This window comes from Sediminibacillus dalangtanensis, assembly GCF_017792025.1.
Lineage (GTDB): Bacteria > Bacillota > Bacilli > Bacillales > Amphibacillaceae > Sediminibacillus > Sediminibacillus dalangtanensis.
In genome coordinates, this window is sequence record NZ_CP046956.1 from 1,847,703 (window position 1) to 1,865,034 (window position 17,332).

The window sequence follows — 17,332 nt, forward strand, 5'->3', positions numbered from 1 at the left end:
GGTATCCTGGATATTTTGCAATCAATCATTCCTCCAGCAATGTTCTTCTCCGCTCCACTGATTTTTACAGCCCTCGGAGGTGTGTTCAGTGAGCGCTCCGGTGTCGTCAATATCGGCCTGGAAGGTTTAATGGTAATGGGAGCTTTTGTCGGAGTAGTATTCAACCTTACTTTCGCCGATGTATTCGGTGCTGCTACCCCATGGATTTCCATTTTGGCTGCAATGGTTGTTTCCGCAGTTTTTTCGCTGATTCATGCAGTTGCATCGGTAACGTTCAGAGCGGATCAGGTTGTGAGTGGTGTAGCGATCAACTTTCTGGCACTAGGTTTGGGTGTTTTCCTGACCAAACAATGGTATGACAAGGGACAAACAGATATGGTTTCCCAGCCTTTCTATACCTTGGATATTCCGGTATTAGGCGATATTCCGGTTCTGGGTCCCCTGTTCTTTCAGAACATGTACCTGACCTCTTACCTTGCCATCATATTAGCGATTATCGCCTGGTATATTTTGTATAAGACGCCATTTGGTTTGCGATTGCGTTCTGTCGGCGAGCATCCGATGGCTGCTGACACAAACGGGATCAATGTTTATGCAATGCGTTACGTGGCTGTCATGATTTCTGGAGCCATGGGCGGACTTGGCGGTTCCGTATTCGCTTTGACGATCGCCTTGAACTTTTCGCAATCAACCATTGTCGGACAAGGGTTTATGTCACTGGCTGCCGTGATTTTTGGTAAATGGCATCCACTTGGAGCAATGGGGGCAGCATTGTTTTTCGGTTTTGCCCAGAGTTTAAGTGTGATTAGCTCCAGCATTCCATTGTTAGAAGATGTACCGCAAATTTATTTATTGATTGCCCCGTATGTGTTGACCATTCTGGCCCTCGCAGGATTTATCGGCAGGGCGGAAGCTCCGAAAGCAAACGGAGAACCATATATAAAAGGAAGCAGATAAAAATTCACTTTTTACAAACCTGGTATTTGTTACCGGGTTTGTTTTTCGTTAAACTAGCTAATACAGGGGAAACCATACATACGAGGATAGTTTTAGGCTAAAGTCGAATGCTATACCTATATTTCGCCAAGGGAGGAAAATGAATGGACGTCATTCAAGAAAAACGAGTGGATAAAAAGGGTTACCGTTTACATGTAATTCCTAGTAAAAAATATAAAACAACCAATGTTGTTGTAAAGCTTAAAGCTGGCCTGGAAAGGGACACGATAACCAAGAGGGCGCTGCTTCCTTACATTCTTCAGCAAGGAACTAACAAGTACCCGAGTGCCCGGGAGCTTCGTACAGCGCTTGATGACTTATATGGTGCAGTGCTTGGTGTTGATGGCTCTAAAAAGGGGGAAAACCATGTTATTACTTTACGGTTGGAAACGGCCAATGAGGCATATTTGGCTACCGATGAACAAATATTAGAACGTGCAGTGGAAATGCTGAGCAGTATTTTGTTCGATCCTAAATCAGACGGAAATAGCTTTGATGCTTCGATTGTAAGACGAGAAAAGCAAACCTTAAAGCAGAAAATCGACTCGATAATCGATGACAAAATGAGCTATGCAAATATGCGAATGATCGATGAAATGTGCAAGGATGAAGCATATCGTCTGCATGTACATGGATATGCAGAGGATTTAGAAGACATCAATGAAGAGACCTTGTATCAATATTATCAGAATATGTTGGCGGAAGACCAAATGGATGTGTATGTTCTGGGAGATGTGTCTGTTGAGAAAGCAGAACGTCTGATTGAATCGGCATTTGCTGATAAACAAAAAGCAAGTTCGCCAGAGTCGAAAAAGACAATAGTGGAACAATCAGTTGAAGAAGTGAACACAGTCGTGGAAGAACAAAATGTGCAGCAGGCAAAGCTTCATCTCGGTTATCGCACCAATATTACGTTTGGTGATCCGCTATATTATGCCTTGCAGGTATTCAATGGATTGTTCGGTGGTTTTCCGAGTTCAAAACTGTTCATGAATGTACGGGAAAAACACAGTCTTGCTTACTATGCTGCATCCCGTTTTGAAAGCCACAAAGGCTTGCTGCTCGTTTTCAGTGGGATTGCCCCGAAAGATTTTCAGCAGGCACGAGATATCATCAATAAACAAATGGTATTAATGAAAGAAGGAGAATTCTCTGAAGAAGAATTAAAAGATACAAAAGACCTGGTTGTCAATCAATTGTTGGAAACGATGGATCATCCCCAAGGATTGATTGAAATTCTTTACCATCAAGTACTAGCCGAAACGGAAGTTTCACCTGATCAAATGATTGAAAGAGTAAAACAAGTGACCAGAGAAGATGTATTACATGTTGGCGAAAAAATTGAACAGGATACCGTGTATTTCTTGACTAGCAAAGGGGGAAGCGGAAATGAATAAAACAAGCTACGACCAATTAAAAGAAACGCTATATTCAGAGAAGCTTGCCAACGGTTTGCAGGTGTTCCTTCTGCCAAAGCCTGAAATGGCAAAAACATTCGGTATTTTTTCCACTGATTATGGTTCCATCGATCAGACATTTGTTCCGCTGGGAGAAAAAGACTTCATAACAGTGCCGGATGGTATAGCCCACTTTCTAGAACATAAATTGTTTGAAAAAGAAGATCGAGATGTTTTTCAAGATTTCACCAAACAGGGGGCATCTGCAAATGCCTTTACTTCTTTTACCAAGACAGCTTACTTGTTTTCCGCTACTAGCAATATTAAAGAAAATGTCACAACGCTGCTTGATTTTGTCCAAGATCCATTTTTTTCTGAACAGTCGGTAGAGAAGGAAAAGGGGATCATCGGGCAGGAAATTGAAATGTACAATGACCAGCCGGATTGGCGTTCATTCTTTGGCACGATTCAGAGTCTCTATGAAAACCATCCGGTTCAAGTCGATATTGCCGGAACGGTAAAATCAATCAGTGAGATCACGAAGGATGATTTATACACTTGCTATAATACTTTTTATCATCCTTCAAACATGACTTTTTTCCTTGCTGGAAACTTTGAGCCGGAAGAAATGATGAAATTGATCAAACAAAATCAGGACGCTAAACAATTTGAACCTGCTTCGGAACTAAAGCGTCAGTTTCCTGAGGAACCCGAGCATGTAGCAATGAAAAAAAACGTCATCGAGATGCCTGTCTCTGTAGCCAAATGTATGGTTGGGATAAAAGAGCGAACAGATCGAAGTTCCGACGAAGCTTTCTTAAAGGAAGAATTGCTGACGGAAATGCTGCTTGATTATTACTTTTCCAAAAGCGGTGAATACTATCAGGAATTATATGAAGCGGACTTGATCGATAACAGCTTCCAATTTGAAACCAACATTGAGCGTTCGTTCGGATTTTCCGTTATCGGGGGGAACACAACAAAACCAGACGAACTAGCTGAAAGAGTGAAGCAGATGCTCCACGATTTGAAAGAAAATAAACTAACGGAAAAAGAATTCAACACCATGAAAAGAAAAAAAATCGGCCAGTTTCTTCGGGCGATGAATTCATTGGAGTTTATTTCAAACCAGTTTACCCATTATCATTTGCTAGGCATCGATTTATTCAAAATACTGCCAGTAATTGAAGCCCTGACTGTCAAGGAAGCAAATAAATTTATGGAAAACTGGGTCGATGAAGACCGCATTTCCGTTTGTCAAATCGTTCCTGAGCAAGGGTGAAAGGGAAGAAACGGTGAATATGAAAGGTAATTGTCTGATCATTGGGGCAAGTGGAGATATTGGAAAGGCCATCGCTCTGAGGGTGGTGGAAGAAGGCTATCAAGTGCTTTTGCATTACAACGGTAATAAACAGGCGGTAGATGAACTTGCGTCAACCTTGCCCGACGAGGCGGTACTAGCCGTCCTTCATGGTGACCTGCGCACGAATGAAGGGATCACCATGTTCTTGCATAAGCTTGATTTACCTGTGGACGCCCTGGTGTTTGCAAGTGGAACTAGTCATATCGGCTTGTTTCAGGATACAGAAGAGGCCATAATGGATGTGATGCTGACCATGCAAGTAAAGGCATTGTGGATGATCAGCAGACATGTGATACCTTCCATGATTGAAAAACAATCCGGGCATATAGTGGTTGTGTCTTCGATATGGGGAGATATCGGTGCAAGCTGTGAAGTCGTTTATTCTTCTGTAAAAGGTGCTCAGAACAGTTTTGTGAAATCGCTCGGTAAAGAACTTGCGCCAAGCGGAATCAATGTTAACGGGATTAGTCCTGGTTTTATCGATACCAGAATGAATGAACATTTTTCTTTCGAAGACAGGCAATCAATAGTATCGGAAATACCGGCAAGCAGGGCTGGAAATCCGCAAGATGTCGCCCATGCGGCCGCATTTTTACTGGACTCCCGTTCTAGTTACATTCAAGGAGAAATCATCAATGTTACCGGCGCATGGTAAAGGGCTGAAATTCTTCTTCAACTAATGTATAAAGTTCTGCATAAATCAAATGCTAAGCTTGAAAGTTGAGATTGAAGGAGGAAAAAAGATGTCAGTTCTCGATAATTTTGAATCTTGGAAGGATTTTCTTGGGGACCGTCTTCATCAAGCACAAGGACAGGGAATGGATCAAAACACCATTTCTGATCTCGCCTTTGAGATTGGCGGATACTTATCCAAGCAAGTGGATGCTGAAAATGACCAGGAAGCAATATTGCGTGATTTGTGGAACGCAGCTTCTAAAGATGAACAGCGTGCCATTGCTAATACCATGGTGAAGATGGTCCAAAACGAAGGTACAGGCCAATAACTGATTTTTAAGTAATCAAAAAGCCTGTCGCTACATAGCGGCAGGCAAAAAGCTTGTAGAAAAACGAGTGTTTTCTACAAGCTTTTTACTTTTTTTTTCTTCCACAAAGACAATTCCCGTTATAAGGATGCAGTACCGAGAAATCTCAGAGAAGCAGGCTTCCTCTTTTTTGGAATTTTCAAGTAGATGACGTTATGCAAAAATGATTATTGCCTCAGGTTCTTTCCTCTTATTATTTCTCCTGGTTAAAAGGTTGAATTAAAAAACGATTTGGAGATCACCTAAATGATAAAACTGGTTGGTTTGGTGCTCTTAGGTCGTTTAGGCTGAAAAAATTGTGGAATTTATAAACAGTAAACCGAATAATGTCCTTTTCTAATTGTGAAAAATCATTTATGATAAGAGTAAATCCATTTATAAACAGAATGAATAGCGTCCTGTTATAGATGAAGGAGCTTTTTCTATGGACAAAACCGAATGGTATCTTGAATATGAAATTCAGCATAATCGTCCCGGTTTATTAGGCGATATATCCTCTTTATTGGGGATGTTATCGATTAATATCATATCGATAAACGGTGTAGAAGATTCTCGAAGAGGGATGCTGCTATTATCAAGACAAGACGAACAGATCACTAGGTTGAAATCAATTTTGGACACAATGGAAACTATTAATGTGACAAAAATAAGAAAACCTAAGCTCAGAGACAGGTTGGCTGTCAGACACGGCAGGTACATACATAGTGATATTGACGACAAAAAGACATTTCGCTTTGTGCGCAATGAACTGGGTCTTCTTGTCGACTTTCTGGCGGAATTATTTAAAAAAGAGGGGCATAAGCTAATAGGCATCAGGGGGATGCCGCGCGTTGGCAAGACAGAGTCGATTGTCGCTTCGAGTGTCTGTGCAAATAAGCGTTGGTTGTTTGTATCAAGCACGTTATTAAAACAAACAATTCGCAGCAAATTAATCAAGGATGAATACAACCTGAATAATATCTATATCATCGATGGGATTGTCTCTACCCAGCGTGCAAGTGAAAAACACTGGGAGTTGGTGCGTGAAATCATGCGTCTGCCAGCTGTGAAGGTAGTGGAGCATCCGGATATATTTGTTCAGCAAACAGAATACAGCTTGAATGATTTTGATTACATTATTGAGTTAAGAAATGATGAGAACGAGGAAATTAAATACGAACCAATTGAAAAGTCCAAGTTTGATGATAGCGGGGGCTTTTCCATGTTTGATTTTTAGAATTGGAAGGTGTTTTTGACTATGGAAATTGGAGAACGGCTAAAAGAAGCAAGGGAGGCCAAAAATCTCTCGTTAGAAGAAATACAACAGATGACAAAGATTCAGACTCGTTATCTGCAAGCAATTGAAAAAGGAAATTTCAGTGTCATGCCTGGTAACTTCTATGTTCGGGCGTTTATTAAGGAATATGCCACAGCAGTGGATTTAGATCCGGATGTTTTAATGGAAGAGCACAAAGGCGAGCTTCCGGCTACCAGTGATGAAAGTGCTGTTCAGTACACAAGGGTGCAGCGTAGCAGAAAAGAAAGCTCTGCGTCCACCAAAAGTCCTGCCGTACTTTCTTTTTTGCCGACCGTTATTGTCGTATTACTGGTGATTGGTATCCTTTTCACTGTTTGGTATTTATACCAACAGTCCCAAGGGGATGATCCTAGTCAATCGAATCAGCAGAATGAAGAGCAGGACGAAGTCTATGTTGGCGATCCGGATTCTTCTGAAACAGAAGAGAATGACGATAGCGGGAATAATGATGCTGCTGAAGAACAGACAGAAGAGGAAACACAACAAGAGGACTCAACGAATGAAGAAGAACAAGCAGAGCCGGAACTGAATGTGGTCGATCAGGGCACGCAGGGGAATGATCAGGTGACGAATATCGAACTGGTCAATCCTGGAGAAGATATCGTCGTAGAAGTGGCTTCAGAAAGTGACCATTGGCTGGAAATAACTGAAGGTGAAGACAACGACTTGTATAGTGGCATGTTCGGTGAAAGTGAATCTCCATTGGAAGAGGATTTATCCGGAGCAGATCAGTTTATGATCCGCTTTGGCAATCCAGAGCCGATTGAAATAACAATCGCAGGCGTTCCGCTGGAAATTCCGGAAATGTCTAGTAACACGGTACAACGAGTCTTCGTTGAGGTTGTAGACGAAACAGAACAGCAAGAGTAAGTTATTGGAATGTCGGGGGCTGTTCCCAGTCGATAACTGTCGTCAGTAGACAGTTGTGGTAGGGAATAGTCCTTCTTTTGACTAACAGATTATGTTTACATTGAATTGGAGGATACCATGATGAATATACCTAACAGAATCACGATGTCACGCATTTTTCTGATCCCTATTTTTATCCTGCTTTTGTCCATCCCGTTTGATTGGGGAAGCTGGGACATCGGTAATCAGGAATTGCCTATTTCCCACTTTATGGCAGGTTTGTTGTTCATTTTAGCCTCGACTACTGATTGGGTCGATGGTTTTTATGCCAGGAAGTACAACCTTGTGACCAATTTGGGGAAGTTTTTGGATCCGTTGGCGGATAAGTTGCTGGTTGCCTCTGCTTTGATTCTTTTAGTGGAGATGGGAAGCGCACCTGCTTGGGTCGTCATCATCATTATAAGCCGTGAATTTGCCGTTACCGGTCTTCGACTTGTAGCTGCAGGAGAAGGGCTTGTTCTTGCTGCAAGCCAAATGGGAAAGCTGAAAACAGTGTTACAGATTGTAGCTATTTCCGCCCTTTTGCTGCACAATTATCCATTTTCATACCTGAGTTTTCCATTCGGAATCATTTGTCTTTACGCTGCTATGATTATAACGATCGTCTCCGGTTACGATTATTTCCGCAAAAATTGGCATGTAATGAGGGATTCTAAATGACAAAGAAACAGGTAAGCGCAGAAATTGTTGCGGTTGGGACAGAGCTATTACTTGGCCAAATATCCAATACGAACGGTCAGTGGTTATCCAAACGGCTTGCAGATTATGGTGTTAATGTTTACCACCACAGTGTGGTCGGTGATAATCTAGAGAGAGTCAAACAAGTTTTTACCACTGCTGCAAAACGATCCGATATCGTATTGGTTACCGGAGGTCTTGGTCCGACCGAGGATGATATGACACGAGATGCCTTTCAGGAAATCTATGGGGTGGATGTAGTAACGGATGAACCATCTCTTCAAAAAATTATTTCCTATTTTAAAAATAACCACAGGAAAATGACTCCTAATAATCGTAAACAGGCATTGATATTCAACGGCTCACAAGCGCTGCCGAATCACGTCGGGATGGCTCCCGGAATGGCAATGGAGACAGAGGATGTCACCTGGATTTTTATGCCTGGAGTTCCAAGAGAAATGAAACAAATTGCAGAAGAATATGCATTCCCTTATATCAAAGAAAAATATCAGCTTGATAGAGTAATACAATCACGGATGTTAAGATTTGTCGGTATTGGCGAATCACAGCTTGAGCATCAGTTGCAATCGTTAATTGCCGTTCAAACAAATCCTACGATTGCTCCGTTGGCATTAGAGGGAGAAGTAGCAGTTCGGTTGACAGCTAGCGCCTCAACTAGTCAAGCAGCAGAACGATTGATCAGGGAAGCCGAAAAACAGATTCTGGAACTGGTTGGCGACTTCTTTTACGGATATGATGAGGAGAACTTGGAAGCCAAAACGGTGGAAATGCTGGCGGAAGGTAAATTGAAAATAGCTGCAGCAGAGAGTTTGACAGGAGGAATGTTCACTAGCAAACTTGTTTCTGTTCCAGGTGCTTCCCAAATCGTGGCGGGGAGCGTTGTTTGTTATTCTCCAGAAGTGAAACAATCGGTTGTTAAAGTCCTTCCTGAAACAATTGACAGGTTTGGGACGGTCAGTAAGCAGTGTGCAGAAGAAATGGCGGAAAACATTCTTTCGTCGTTTCATGCGGATATAGGAATTAGCTTCACAGGAGTTGCTGGCCCTGGGGAATCGGAAGGAAATCCTCCCGGAACTGTGTTTATCGGCATTTCCCAACAACAAAAAGAGACGAAGGTTTATCAGTTCCAGTTTAACGGAAATCGTGAGACGATTCGTGCCCGCACTGTGAAAAAAGGGCTGGAGTTATTGTATCGTCTTAATAACAATATGATTTAAAAGGATTGGGCTGACTCAGGCTTGCAGGAAAAAAATCACTTTTTTCTGCAAGCCATTTACTTTTTAACTGTTATAACAAAAATAAGCTGAACATCAAAATTTGAAAGTTGTCGTTTCCTCTGAGCATTAAGATGAATGTTTCCCTAATTAATAAGCCATTTTAGCAATAAATTACTAGTAGAAAAAAAGGGAACATTTATTCGCTTTTCACTTGTTAAATCTCATAAAACGAGTTATGATGGTAATAGCTTAATATTAAGGAGGAAATAATTTGAGTGATCGAAAACAAGCCTTAGATATGGCGTTGAAACAGATAGAAAAACAATTTGGCAAGGGCTCTATTATGAAATTGGGTGAACGTGCGGAGCAAAAAGTTGCCACAGTTCCGAGTGGTTCGTTAGCCTTGGATGTAGCGCTTGGGGTGGGCGGCTATCCAAGAGGACGTGTAGTGGAGATTTACGGTCCTGAATCCTCTGGTAAGACAACCGTTTCCTTGCATGCTATCGCTGAAGCGCAGCGTCAGGGTGGACAAGCTGCATTTATTGATGCTGAACATGCATTAGATCCGGTATATGCCAGAAAGCTTGGTGTAAATGTCGATGAGTTGCTGCTATCTCAGCCCGATACAGGGGAACAAGCCCTGGAAATAGCCGAGGCGCTTGTCCGAAGTGGAGCTGTCGACATGGTGGTAATTGATTCGGTTGCAGCTCTCGTACCAAAAGCAGAGATTGAAGGGGAAATGGGAGATGCACACGTTGGTTTACAGGCACGCTTAATGTCTCAGGCGCTGCGAAAGCTTTCGGGAGCCATTAACAAATCGAAGACGACAGCTATCTTTATCAATCAAATAAGGGAAAAAGTAGGAGTCATGTTTGGTGAGAATGCTGCTTAAGTAAATGTGCGGGAAGCAGGCGGTTTAAATGCCGTCCATTCCGGACAATAAGCAGCTTGCCGTCTGGAAAAGAAATTTTCCAGATTATCAATGCGGAATGAAGCGGGGATACTGAGAAGTAAATCCGAACCGAAGGCTGTAAGTAATAGTACAGTCAGGGGCAACGCATAGAAGGTGAACCTGTCGCAGGCAGAATATAATCCTTCCACGAGTCCGCATCATCTTAACGAGTGAGTCGAAGATGAAAAGATATGCTGAGCTGGGTCAGAAAAGACTGGCCGTATTCCTGTAAAGGATATGAGGGAAAGAAACCTCCAGAAACAAGAGATAAAAAGCTCTTGTGATAACAAAACTGAATCCGGAAACGACTCCTGGCGGGCGTGCTTTGAAATTCTATTCATCTGTAAGACTCGAAGTGCGCAGAGCTGAAACGCTGAAACAAGGAAATGACATGGTTGGTAACAAAACAAAAATCAAAGTAGTAAAAAACAAGGTAGCTCCTCCGTTTAAACAAGCAGAAGTAGACATCATGTACGGAGAGGGTATATCCCGGGAAGGCGAACTATTGGACATTGGTTCCGATCTCGACATTGTACAAAAAAGCGGTGCCTGGTACTCCTATAACGAGGAACGTCTCGGACAAGGGCGGGAAAATGCCAAGCAGTTCCTGAAAGAGAATGAAGATATCCGTATGGAAATCTACAATACTATTCGCAGCCATTATGAAATGGATACTGCCCCGGAAACTTCCGAAGAAACGGAAAACCAGGAAACAATGGACATGTAAGTGATGAATCCCCAAGCCGAGACCGGTTGGGGATTCATTTGTAGGAAGGATCAGTCCCATCTGCATAGTTTGCGCAATTTGCCAAAAGATTATGACATAAATTTGACGGTTCCTTGACAATATAAAATTCCAAGATTAAAATTGATATGTATAATTCTTCTTATTATTATACACTTTTTTGCAAACAAACGATTTTTTTATTGAAAGACACTGTACATGCCGACTAAAAGTGATTGTACAAATTTATAGCAAGAGGAGGTGAACTCATGGAAATAGTTACCTTAATAATCATCTCCATTTTGCTTACCCTTATCGTCGGTATTGTTGTTGGTTATCTGATTCGTAAATCTATTGCGGAGGCAAAGATTTCAAGTGCGGAAGAATTGGCAAAGCAAATAGTAGAAGAGGGTCATCGGAATGCCGATGCAGCCAAAAAAGAGGCGCTTCTTGAAGCGAAAGATGAAAATCATAAGCTTCGTCAGCAGGCGGATCAGGAGCTCCGAGAGCGTCGAGCGGAGCTGCAAAGACAGGAAACACGCCTGATGCAAAAAGAAGAAAATTTGGACCGAAAAAGTGAAACGCTGGACAAGCGTGAGCTGATGTTAGAATCAAGGGAACAAACTCTGACAGAAAAACAACAACAAATTGAAGAAATGGAAAGCAAAGTGGAAGCTATGTTAGGTGAACAGCAAGCTGAACTTGAGCGCATTTCCGGATACACTACTGACCAAGCCAAGCAAGTGATCTTAGAACGAGTCGAGCAAGAGGTTACACATGAATCGGCAATCATGATTAAAGAAGCAGAGAACCGTGCGAAGGAAGAAGCTGATAAAAAGGCTAAAAGCATTTTGTCGCTGGCTTTACAACGTTGTGCCGCAGATCATGTGGCAGAAACAACTGTATCGGTTGTCAACCTTCCGAATGACGAAATGAAAGGCCGGATTATTGGTCGTGAAGGCCGTAATATCAGAACACTTGAAACCTTAACAGGGATTGACCTGATCATTGACGATACACCAGAAGCTGTTATCCTTTCCGGTTTTGATCCAATCCGCAGGGAAACTGCACGGATTGCTTTGGAAAAACTTGTTCAGGATGGACGGATTCACCCGGCGAGAATTGAGGAAATGGTTGATAAATCAAGAAGAGAAGTGGATGAGTATATTCGGGAAGTCGGTGAACAGACCACTTTTGAAATCGGTGTACACGGTTTGCATCCTGACCTTATCAAAATTCTCGGTCGTTTGAAGTATCGGACAAGCTATGGACAGAACGTGTTGAAGCATTCTACGGAAGTGGCGCATCTGGCCGGTTTACTAGCAGCAGAGCTTGGCGAGGATGAAACCCTTGCTAAAAGAGCCGGCTTACTCCACGATATCGGAAAGGCTATCGACCATGAGGTAGAAGGCAGTCACGTGGAGATTGGTAAAGAATTGGCTATGAAATACAAGGAAAATGACGTCGTCATTAATTCTATCGCCTCTCACCATGGTGATGAAGAACCGACGTCCATTATTGCCGTTCTGGTTGCTGCGGCAGATGCTTTATCAGCTGCCAGACCTGGCGCAAGAAGCGAAACACTTGAGAATTACATCAAACGGCTGGAGAAACTTGAGGAAATCTCGGAGTCATATGATGGTGTAGAAAAATCGTTCGCCATTCAGGCAGGACGTGAGGTCAGAATAATGGTGAAGCCGGACGAAATTGACGATCTGGAAGCACTGAAAATAGCAAGAGAAATAAGGAAAAAAATTGAAGATGAACTGGATTACCCCGGTCACATAAAAGTGACGGTCATCCGGGAAACACGTGCAGTGGAATATGCAAAATAAAGCGGCTTTTGGCCGCTTTATTTTTGTGCTTTTTCATAAAAAACCGAGAATCATATATATTATCTACAAGAACCTGCATTTATTGAATGATCTATTTTGACATGGATACACATCTATGTGAAACTGAAACTAACTAACAAGATAGGATGGTTGAAGCTGATGAGGATTTTATTTATAGGCGATGTGGTCGGTTCACCAGGAAGAGAAATGGTACGCGACTATCTGCCTCGTTTAAAGCAAAAATACCAGCCGCATGTAAGCATCGTTAATGGTGAGAATGCAGCTGCAGGAAAAGGTATAACAGAGAAAATCTATAAACAGTTCCTGGAATCGGGAGCACAGGCTGTAACACTGGGGAACCACGCTTGGGATAAAAAAGAAATATTTGAATTCATCGATGAAGCCGAGTATATGGTCAGGCCTGCTAATTTTCCAGAGGGAACGCCTGGGAGAGAAATTGTTTATGTACGCAGCAACAAGGCTGAAGTAGCTGTGATAAATCTGCAGGGGAGAACGTTTTTGCCGCCGCTTGATGACCCTTTTCGGAAAGCGGATCAATTGATTGCTGAAGCAAAAAAAAGAACCAATCTTATATTCGTCGACTTCCATGCGGAAGCTACCAGTGAAAAACAGGCAATGGGCTGGTATCTTGATGGGAAAGTCAGCGCTGTAGTCGGAACCCACACCCATACGCAAACGGCAGATGAGCGGATATTACCAAAGGGAACTGGATATATTACCGATGCAGGAATGACCGGACCTTATGATGGAATTTTGGGTACAGACAAAGAAGCGGTACTGAACCGGTTTCTTACCAATCTTCCGGTACGTTTTGAAGTGACCAAAACGGGAAGAACACAATTAAACGGTTTTATTGTCGATCTTGATGAAAGCACCGGTTTTGCCAAGAAAGTAGAACGGATATTAATCAATGATGACCACCCGTTTTTTGGATGATTATTTGAATTTTTAGAATAATTACCGCATAATAAAAGGGAATATCTATCAACTCCAAGAATATAGTAAAAGTGGAACAACTTTAGTAAACGAAGGAGGTACTAGGAATGGACATATTAAAAGTTTCAGCTAAATCAAATCCCAATTCAGTAGCAGGTGCACTCGCGAATGTGCTAAGGGAACGCGGCTCAGCAGAAATACAGGCAATCGGTGCTGGTGCATTAAACCAGGCCGTTAAAGCGGTTGCAATCGCCCGAGGATTTGTCGCCCCCAGTGGAGTTGATCTAATATGTATTCCGGCTTTTACTGATATAATGATTGATAATGAGGAACGGACTGCTATTAAACTGATAATAGAGCCTAGATAAATCCCTTTACCTGTTTGCCATAGCAAGCAGGTTTTTCTTTTATAGATTTGTGACGAATATCTGTCGTCTAATTTTAATGGACCCGTAAGGAGGAAGAAAATGATAATCGATGCCCATTGTGATGCTTTATATAAGATGTGGGAATATCAGCTGCCCTTCGAATCGAGTGAACAACTGCAGGTGAATTATCAAAAATGGATGGAAAGTCCAGTTAAAATTCAGTGCTTTGCTATTTTTGTACCTCCCGAAGTATCAGAGGAAGCACAATTTTCAGCAGCATTAGAGATGGTGAATTTATTTTATGAACAAATCATCGAGCCTTACGACCATATAAAACGGATTACATCCCGCCGTGATATAGAAACATTAAAGGAGCATGAAAAAGGTGCGATGCTTACACTGGAAGGTTGCCACGTAATTGGGTCTGACATAAACAAATTGAAAACCCTGCTGCACTTAGGAGTCAAAGCGGTCGGGCTTACGTGGAATCAGGCAAATGCGGTATGTGATGGTATTGAAGAACAGAGAGGAGCCGGTTTAAGCTCTTTCGGACACGAAGTGGTCAAGCTACTCAACAAGGAAAAAATATGGACAGACGTATCTCATTTATCCTATCAAGGTTTTTGGGATGTTATCGATTTAGCTGAATTTCCGATGGCAAGTCATTCCAATGCGATCGAACTGGCTTCCCATAAACGAAATTTGGACAAACAGCAAATTCAACAGCTGATTAAAAAGAAGGCATGGATCGGCATCACTTTTGTACCGGATTTTCTGAATGATGGAAAAGAGGCTACCTATCTGGATGTCCTGAATCATATCTCCTATTATATAAGTGAGGGAGCTGAAGACTGCCTGGGCTTGGGTTCAGATTTTGACGGAACCAGTGAGTTTGTAAAAGGTCTTTTCGACCCAACGGACTATCATGCCTTTAATCAGGAGCTTTTACATAGATGGCCTAGAAACGTAGTTCACAAGATAACCAATCAGAATTTCATAAAAAAATTTCCGTGCAACGGTTAGGTGTTTCCTTGCCAGTCTGATGGCAATACAGAATCAAAGGATAAACGGTTGCTTCAGCAGCGCTCAAATGTCCATTCCAAATAGACACAGGAGATTGATTAATATTTTTATCATGTTAAAATATGAATATATCAATCTACAATGTATCTTCATGTGAGGAGTTGTGTTCACAGTGAATGGAACTATGAAAGCGTTAGTGAAAAGCAGAAAGGAAAAAGGTGCGGAAATTCAACAGGTGGAAATACCTTCTATCGGGGATCGGGAGGTGCTAATAAAAGTAAAGGCAACTTCTATCTGCGGCACAGATGTCCATATTTATAACTGGGACGAATGGTCGCAAAGCAGGGTTCATCCTCCATACGTATTTGGCCACGAATTTGCGGGCGAAGTGGTGGAAACGGGTGAAAAAGTGACAAAGGTTGCAGTAGGCGATTATGTCAGTGCAGAGACCCATATTGTTTGCGGACACTGTCCTCAGTGCTTGACTGGAAAGTACCATATTTGCGAAAATACACAAATCATTGGTGTGGACCGGGATGGTTGCTTTGCTGAATATGTAGCTTTGCCGGAAGATAACATGTGGAAGAATCCAGAAGATATGCCAGTGGAAATTGCCTCCGTCCAAGAACCGATGGGGAATGCTGTCCATACTGTATTAAGCGGTGATGTGGTCGGTAAATCAGTGGCTGTCATAGGTTGTGGCCCCATTGGAATGATGGCTGTAGGTGTGGCTAAAGCAGCTGGAGCTTCCCAAGTAATTGCATTTGATTTAAATGATTACCGACTCGATTTGGCAAATCAAATGGGAGCAACGACCATAATCAATTCAGCAAAAGAGAATCCGGTCGATCGGGTCAAAGAGCTTACCGGAGGCCATGGGGTCGATGTCGTTTGTGAAATGAGCGGTCATCCGACAGCGATAAACCAGGGTTTTAAAATGGTGACCAACGGGGGAAGAGTATCGATTCTCAGTCTTCCGACAAAACCGGTTGAAGTCGATATTACGGACGACATCGTGTTTAAGGGAATAACGGTTCAAGGAATCACCGGCAGAAAGATGTTTGAAACTTGGCAGCAGGTTTCTCGTCTGCTTAATTCCGAACAAGTAGATGTCAGTCCGATGATTACACACCACTTCCCTTTAGAGGACTTTGAAAAAGGGTTTAATCTTATGAATGAAGGCAAGTGTGGTAAAGTGGTTTTACACCCATAAAAAAATAGGGAGGCGTTTTGATTGAAAGGTTTTGAATTTCTCCAGGAGCAATTGGAAGATATGAAGAAGGAGGGGACTTTCCGTAACTTGATCCCCCTCGAATCTGCACAAGGGGCAAGAGTTACGATAAAAGGGAAAGAGGTTATTCAATTATCTTCCAATAACTATTTAGGATTGACCTCACATCCCAGAATGGAAAAAGCGGCAGAAGAAGCGATTGAAAAGTACGGAGTTGGTACAGGATCGGTCCGCACGATCGCCGGAACGTTAAAAATGCACGAGGATTACGAAAGAAAACTGGCGGAATTTAAACATACCGAAGCAGCACTGGTCTTCCAATCTGGTTTTACCACAAACCAGGGTGTGCTTTCCTCGATTTTGACAAACGAAGATGTGGTTATTTCGGATGAATTAAATCACGCTTCCATTATCGACGGTATTCGCTTGACTAAAGCAGGCCGAAAGATTTATAAGCATGTCGATATGGATTCTCTCGAACAGGCATTGAAAGAAACGCAAGATTACCGGACAAGATTGGTCGTGACCGACGGCGTATTTTCCATGGATGGTAATATTGCTCCACTGCCTCAAATCGTGGAGTTGGCTGAAAAATATGATGCACTTGTCATGGTCGATGATGCTCATGCCAGCGGGGTTTTAGGGAAAAACGGCCGCGGTACCGTCAACCATTTTGGACTGGATGGTCGTGTTCATATTCAAGTGGGAACATTAAGTAAAGCTATTGGTGTACTGGGAGGATACGTCGCTAGTACGCAGACATTAAAGGATTATTTGATTCATAAAGGCAGACCGTTCCTATTCAGCACTTCCCATCCGCCGGCAGTGACAGCGGCTTGTGATGCATCGATCGATGTTTTACTGGAAGAGCCGGAATTGATTGAAAAACTTTGGGAAAACACGAAATTCTTCAAGAATGGACTGAAGGAGTTAGGATTCGACATCGGCATCAGCGAGACGCCGATAACTCCGGTGATGGTAGGAGACGATGCATTAGCTCACCGCTTTTCCGATCAGTTGTTTGAGGAAGGGGTTTTTGCTCAAGGAATCGCTTTTCCTACTGTGCAAAAGGGAAAAGCACGTGTTCGGACAATTGTAACAGCAGAACATTCCCGAGAAGACTTACAGGAAGCACTGCATGCATTTGAACAAGCAGGAAAAAAACTGAAAATTATTGATTAATAGGACAAGAATGGCGAAAAAGACCATCGTGGTACTTTTTCGCCATTCGTCTATTTCCTTTTTTCATACAAAATCCCTTTATTTTTAGTATTAGTAGTTGATATAATAAGTAAATTGGAGATACCTTTATGGTGATAGG

The 17,332-nt window shown here is 42.4% G+C and carries 15 protein-coding genes and 2 pseudogenes; all 17 read left to right on the forward strand.

Annotated elements, in window-relative coordinates; all coding sequences use genetic code 11:
* The first annotated feature begins 3 nt into the window (after positions 1–3).
* The gene (locus ERJ70_RS09295) at positions 4–957 is read left to right on the forward strand and encodes an ABC transporter permease (protein ID WP_309507450.1); all 954 of its coding nucleotides are present in this window, start codon (positions 4–6) and stop codon (positions 955–957) included.
* A gap of 143 nt (positions 958–1,100) precedes the next feature.
* Positions 1,101–2,393, forward strand: a complete 1,293-nt coding sequence (gene yfmF, locus ERJ70_RS09300; protein WP_209368815.1) for an EF-P 5-aminopentanol modification-associated protein YfmF — start codon at positions 1,101–1,103, stop codon at positions 2,391–2,393.
* Positions 2,386–3,675, forward strand: coding sequence for an EF-P 5-aminopentanol modification-associated protein YfmH (gene yfmH / locus ERJ70_RS09305; RefSeq protein ID WP_209368817.1), 1,290 nt, complete (start codon positions 2,386–2,388; stop codon positions 3,673–3,675). Before yfmF ends, yfmH begins: the two co-directional genes overlap by 8 nt.
* 19 nt (positions 3,676–3,694) lie before the next feature.
* Positions 3,695–4,411, forward strand: a complete 717-nt coding sequence (ymfI, locus tag ERJ70_RS09310) for an elongation factor P 5-aminopentanone reductase (RefSeq protein WP_209368818.1) — start codon at positions 3,695–3,697, stop codon at positions 4,409–4,411.
* 88 nt (positions 4,412–4,499) lie between these two features.
* The gene (locus ERJ70_RS09315; protein ID WP_209368819.1) at positions 4,500–4,760 is read left to right on the forward strand and encodes a DUF3243 domain-containing protein; all 261 of its coding nucleotides are present in this window, start codon (positions 4,500–4,502) and stop codon (positions 4,758–4,760) included.
* 463 nt (positions 4,761–5,223) lie between these two features.
* Positions 5,224–6,015 (forward strand): YmfK family protein, encoded by a 792-nt coding sequence (locus ERJ70_RS09320; RefSeq protein WP_074597312.1) that lies wholly within the window; start codon positions 5,224–5,226, stop codon positions 6,013–6,015.
* 21 nt (positions 6,016–6,036) lie between these two features.
* Complete coding sequence (locus tag ERJ70_RS09325; RefSeq protein WP_209368820.1) at positions 6,037–6,966, forward strand: RodZ domain-containing protein; 930 nt, start codon at positions 6,037–6,039, stop codon at positions 6,964–6,966.
* A gap of 120 nt (positions 6,967–7,086) precedes the next feature.
* Complete coding sequence (gene pgsA, locus ERJ70_RS09330; RefSeq protein WP_209369254.1) at positions 7,087–7,665, forward strand: CDP-diacylglycerol--glycerol-3-phosphate 3-phosphatidyltransferase; 579 nt, start codon at positions 7,087–7,089, stop codon at positions 7,663–7,665.
* Positions 7,662–8,921, forward strand: coding sequence for a competence/damage-inducible protein A (locus ERJ70_RS09335; RefSeq protein WP_209368821.1), 1,260 nt, complete (start codon positions 7,662–7,664; stop codon positions 8,919–8,921). The genes pgsA and ERJ70_RS09335 overlap by 4 nt, the downstream gene beginning before the upstream one ends.
* Before the next feature lie 271 nt (positions 8,922–9,192).
* Positions 9,193–9,798 (forward strand): annotated as a pseudogene (gene recA / locus ERJ70_RS09340) (recombinase RecA); the annotation flags it as partial.
* Positions 9,799–10,168: 370 nt separating this feature from the next.
* Positions 10,169–10,600: pseudogene (locus ERJ70_RS09345) on the forward strand (recombinase RecA family protein); the annotation flags it as partial.
* A 266-nt stretch (positions 10,601–10,866) separates the two neighbouring features.
* Positions 10,867–12,432 (forward strand): ribonuclease Y, encoded by a 1,566-nt coding sequence (rny, locus tag ERJ70_RS09350; RefSeq protein ID WP_026570296.1) that lies wholly within the window; start codon positions 10,867–10,869, stop codon positions 12,430–12,432.
* Between the two features lie 159 nt (positions 12,433–12,591).
* Positions 12,592–13,389, forward strand: a complete 798-nt coding sequence (gene ymdB / locus ERJ70_RS09355; protein ID WP_209368822.1) for a 2',3'-cyclic-nucleotide 2'-phosphodiesterase — start codon at positions 12,592–12,594, stop codon at positions 13,387–13,389.
* 107 nt (positions 13,390–13,496) lie between these two features.
* A complete protein-coding gene (locus ERJ70_RS09360; protein ID WP_026570294.1) occupies positions 13,497–13,757 on the forward strand; it encodes a stage V sporulation protein S in 261 nt (86 codons plus the stop codon).
* Positions 13,758–13,817: 60 nt separating this feature from the next.
* Entirely contained in the window at positions 13,818–14,780 is a 963-nt protein-coding gene (locus ERJ70_RS09365; protein ID WP_508493498.1) for a dipeptidase, read from the forward strand.
* Positions 14,781–14,952: 172 nt separating this feature from the next.
* On the forward strand, positions 14,953–15,993 hold the full coding sequence (gene tdh / locus ERJ70_RS09370; RefSeq protein WP_209368825.1) for an L-threonine 3-dehydrogenase: 1,041 nt from the start codon (positions 14,953–14,955) through the stop codon (positions 15,991–15,993).
* Between the two features lie 21 nt (positions 15,994–16,014).
* Positions 16,015–17,193 (forward strand): glycine C-acetyltransferase, encoded by a 1,179-nt coding sequence (locus tag ERJ70_RS09375; protein WP_209368827.1) that lies wholly within the window; start codon positions 16,015–16,017, stop codon positions 17,191–17,193.
* Positions 17,194–17,332 lie beyond the last annotated feature (139 nt).

Excerpts from the sequence above, each read along its gene's own strand:
- rny (WP_026570296.1), top strand. The coding sequence starts at position 10,867 with ATGGAAATAGTTACCTTAATAATCATCTCCATTTTGCTTACCCTTATC.
- ERJ70_RS09315 (WP_209368819.1), top strand. The coding sequence starts at position 4,500 with ATGTCAGTTCTCGATAATTTTGAATCTTGGAAGGATTTTCTTGGGGAC.
- yfmF (WP_209368815.1), top strand. The coding sequence starts at position 1,101 with ATGGACGTCATTCAAGAAAAACGAGTGGATAAAAAGGGTTACCGTTTA.
- ERJ70_RS09360 (WP_026570294.1), top strand. The coding sequence starts at position 13,497 with ATGGACATATTAAAAGTTTCAGCTAAATCAAATCCCAATTCAGTAGCA.
- ymfI (WP_209368818.1), top strand. The coding sequence starts at position 3,695 with ATGAAAGGTAATTGTCTGATCATTGGGGCAAGTGGAGATATTGGAAAG.
- pgsA (WP_209369254.1), top strand. The coding sequence starts at position 7,087 with ATGAATATACCTAACAGAATCACGATGTCACGCATTTTTCTGATCCCT.
- ymdB (WP_209368822.1), top strand. The coding sequence starts at position 12,592 with ATGAGGATTTTATTTATAGGCGATGTGGTCGGTTCACCAGGAAGAGAA.
- ERJ70_RS09335 (WP_209368821.1), top strand. The coding sequence starts at position 7,662 with ATGACAAAGAAACAGGTAAGCGCAGAAATTGTTGCGGTTGGGACAGAG.
- yfmH (WP_209368817.1), top strand. The coding sequence starts at position 2,386 with ATGAATAAAACAAGCTACGACCAATTAAAAGAAACGCTATATTCAGAG.
- ERJ70_RS09320 (WP_074597312.1), top strand. The coding sequence starts at position 5,224 with ATGGACAAAACCGAATGGTATCTTGAATATGAAATTCAGCATAATCGT.
- ERJ70_RS09325 (WP_209368820.1), top strand. The coding sequence starts at position 6,037 with ATGGAAATTGGAGAACGGCTAAAAGAAGCAAGGGAGGCCAAAAATCTC.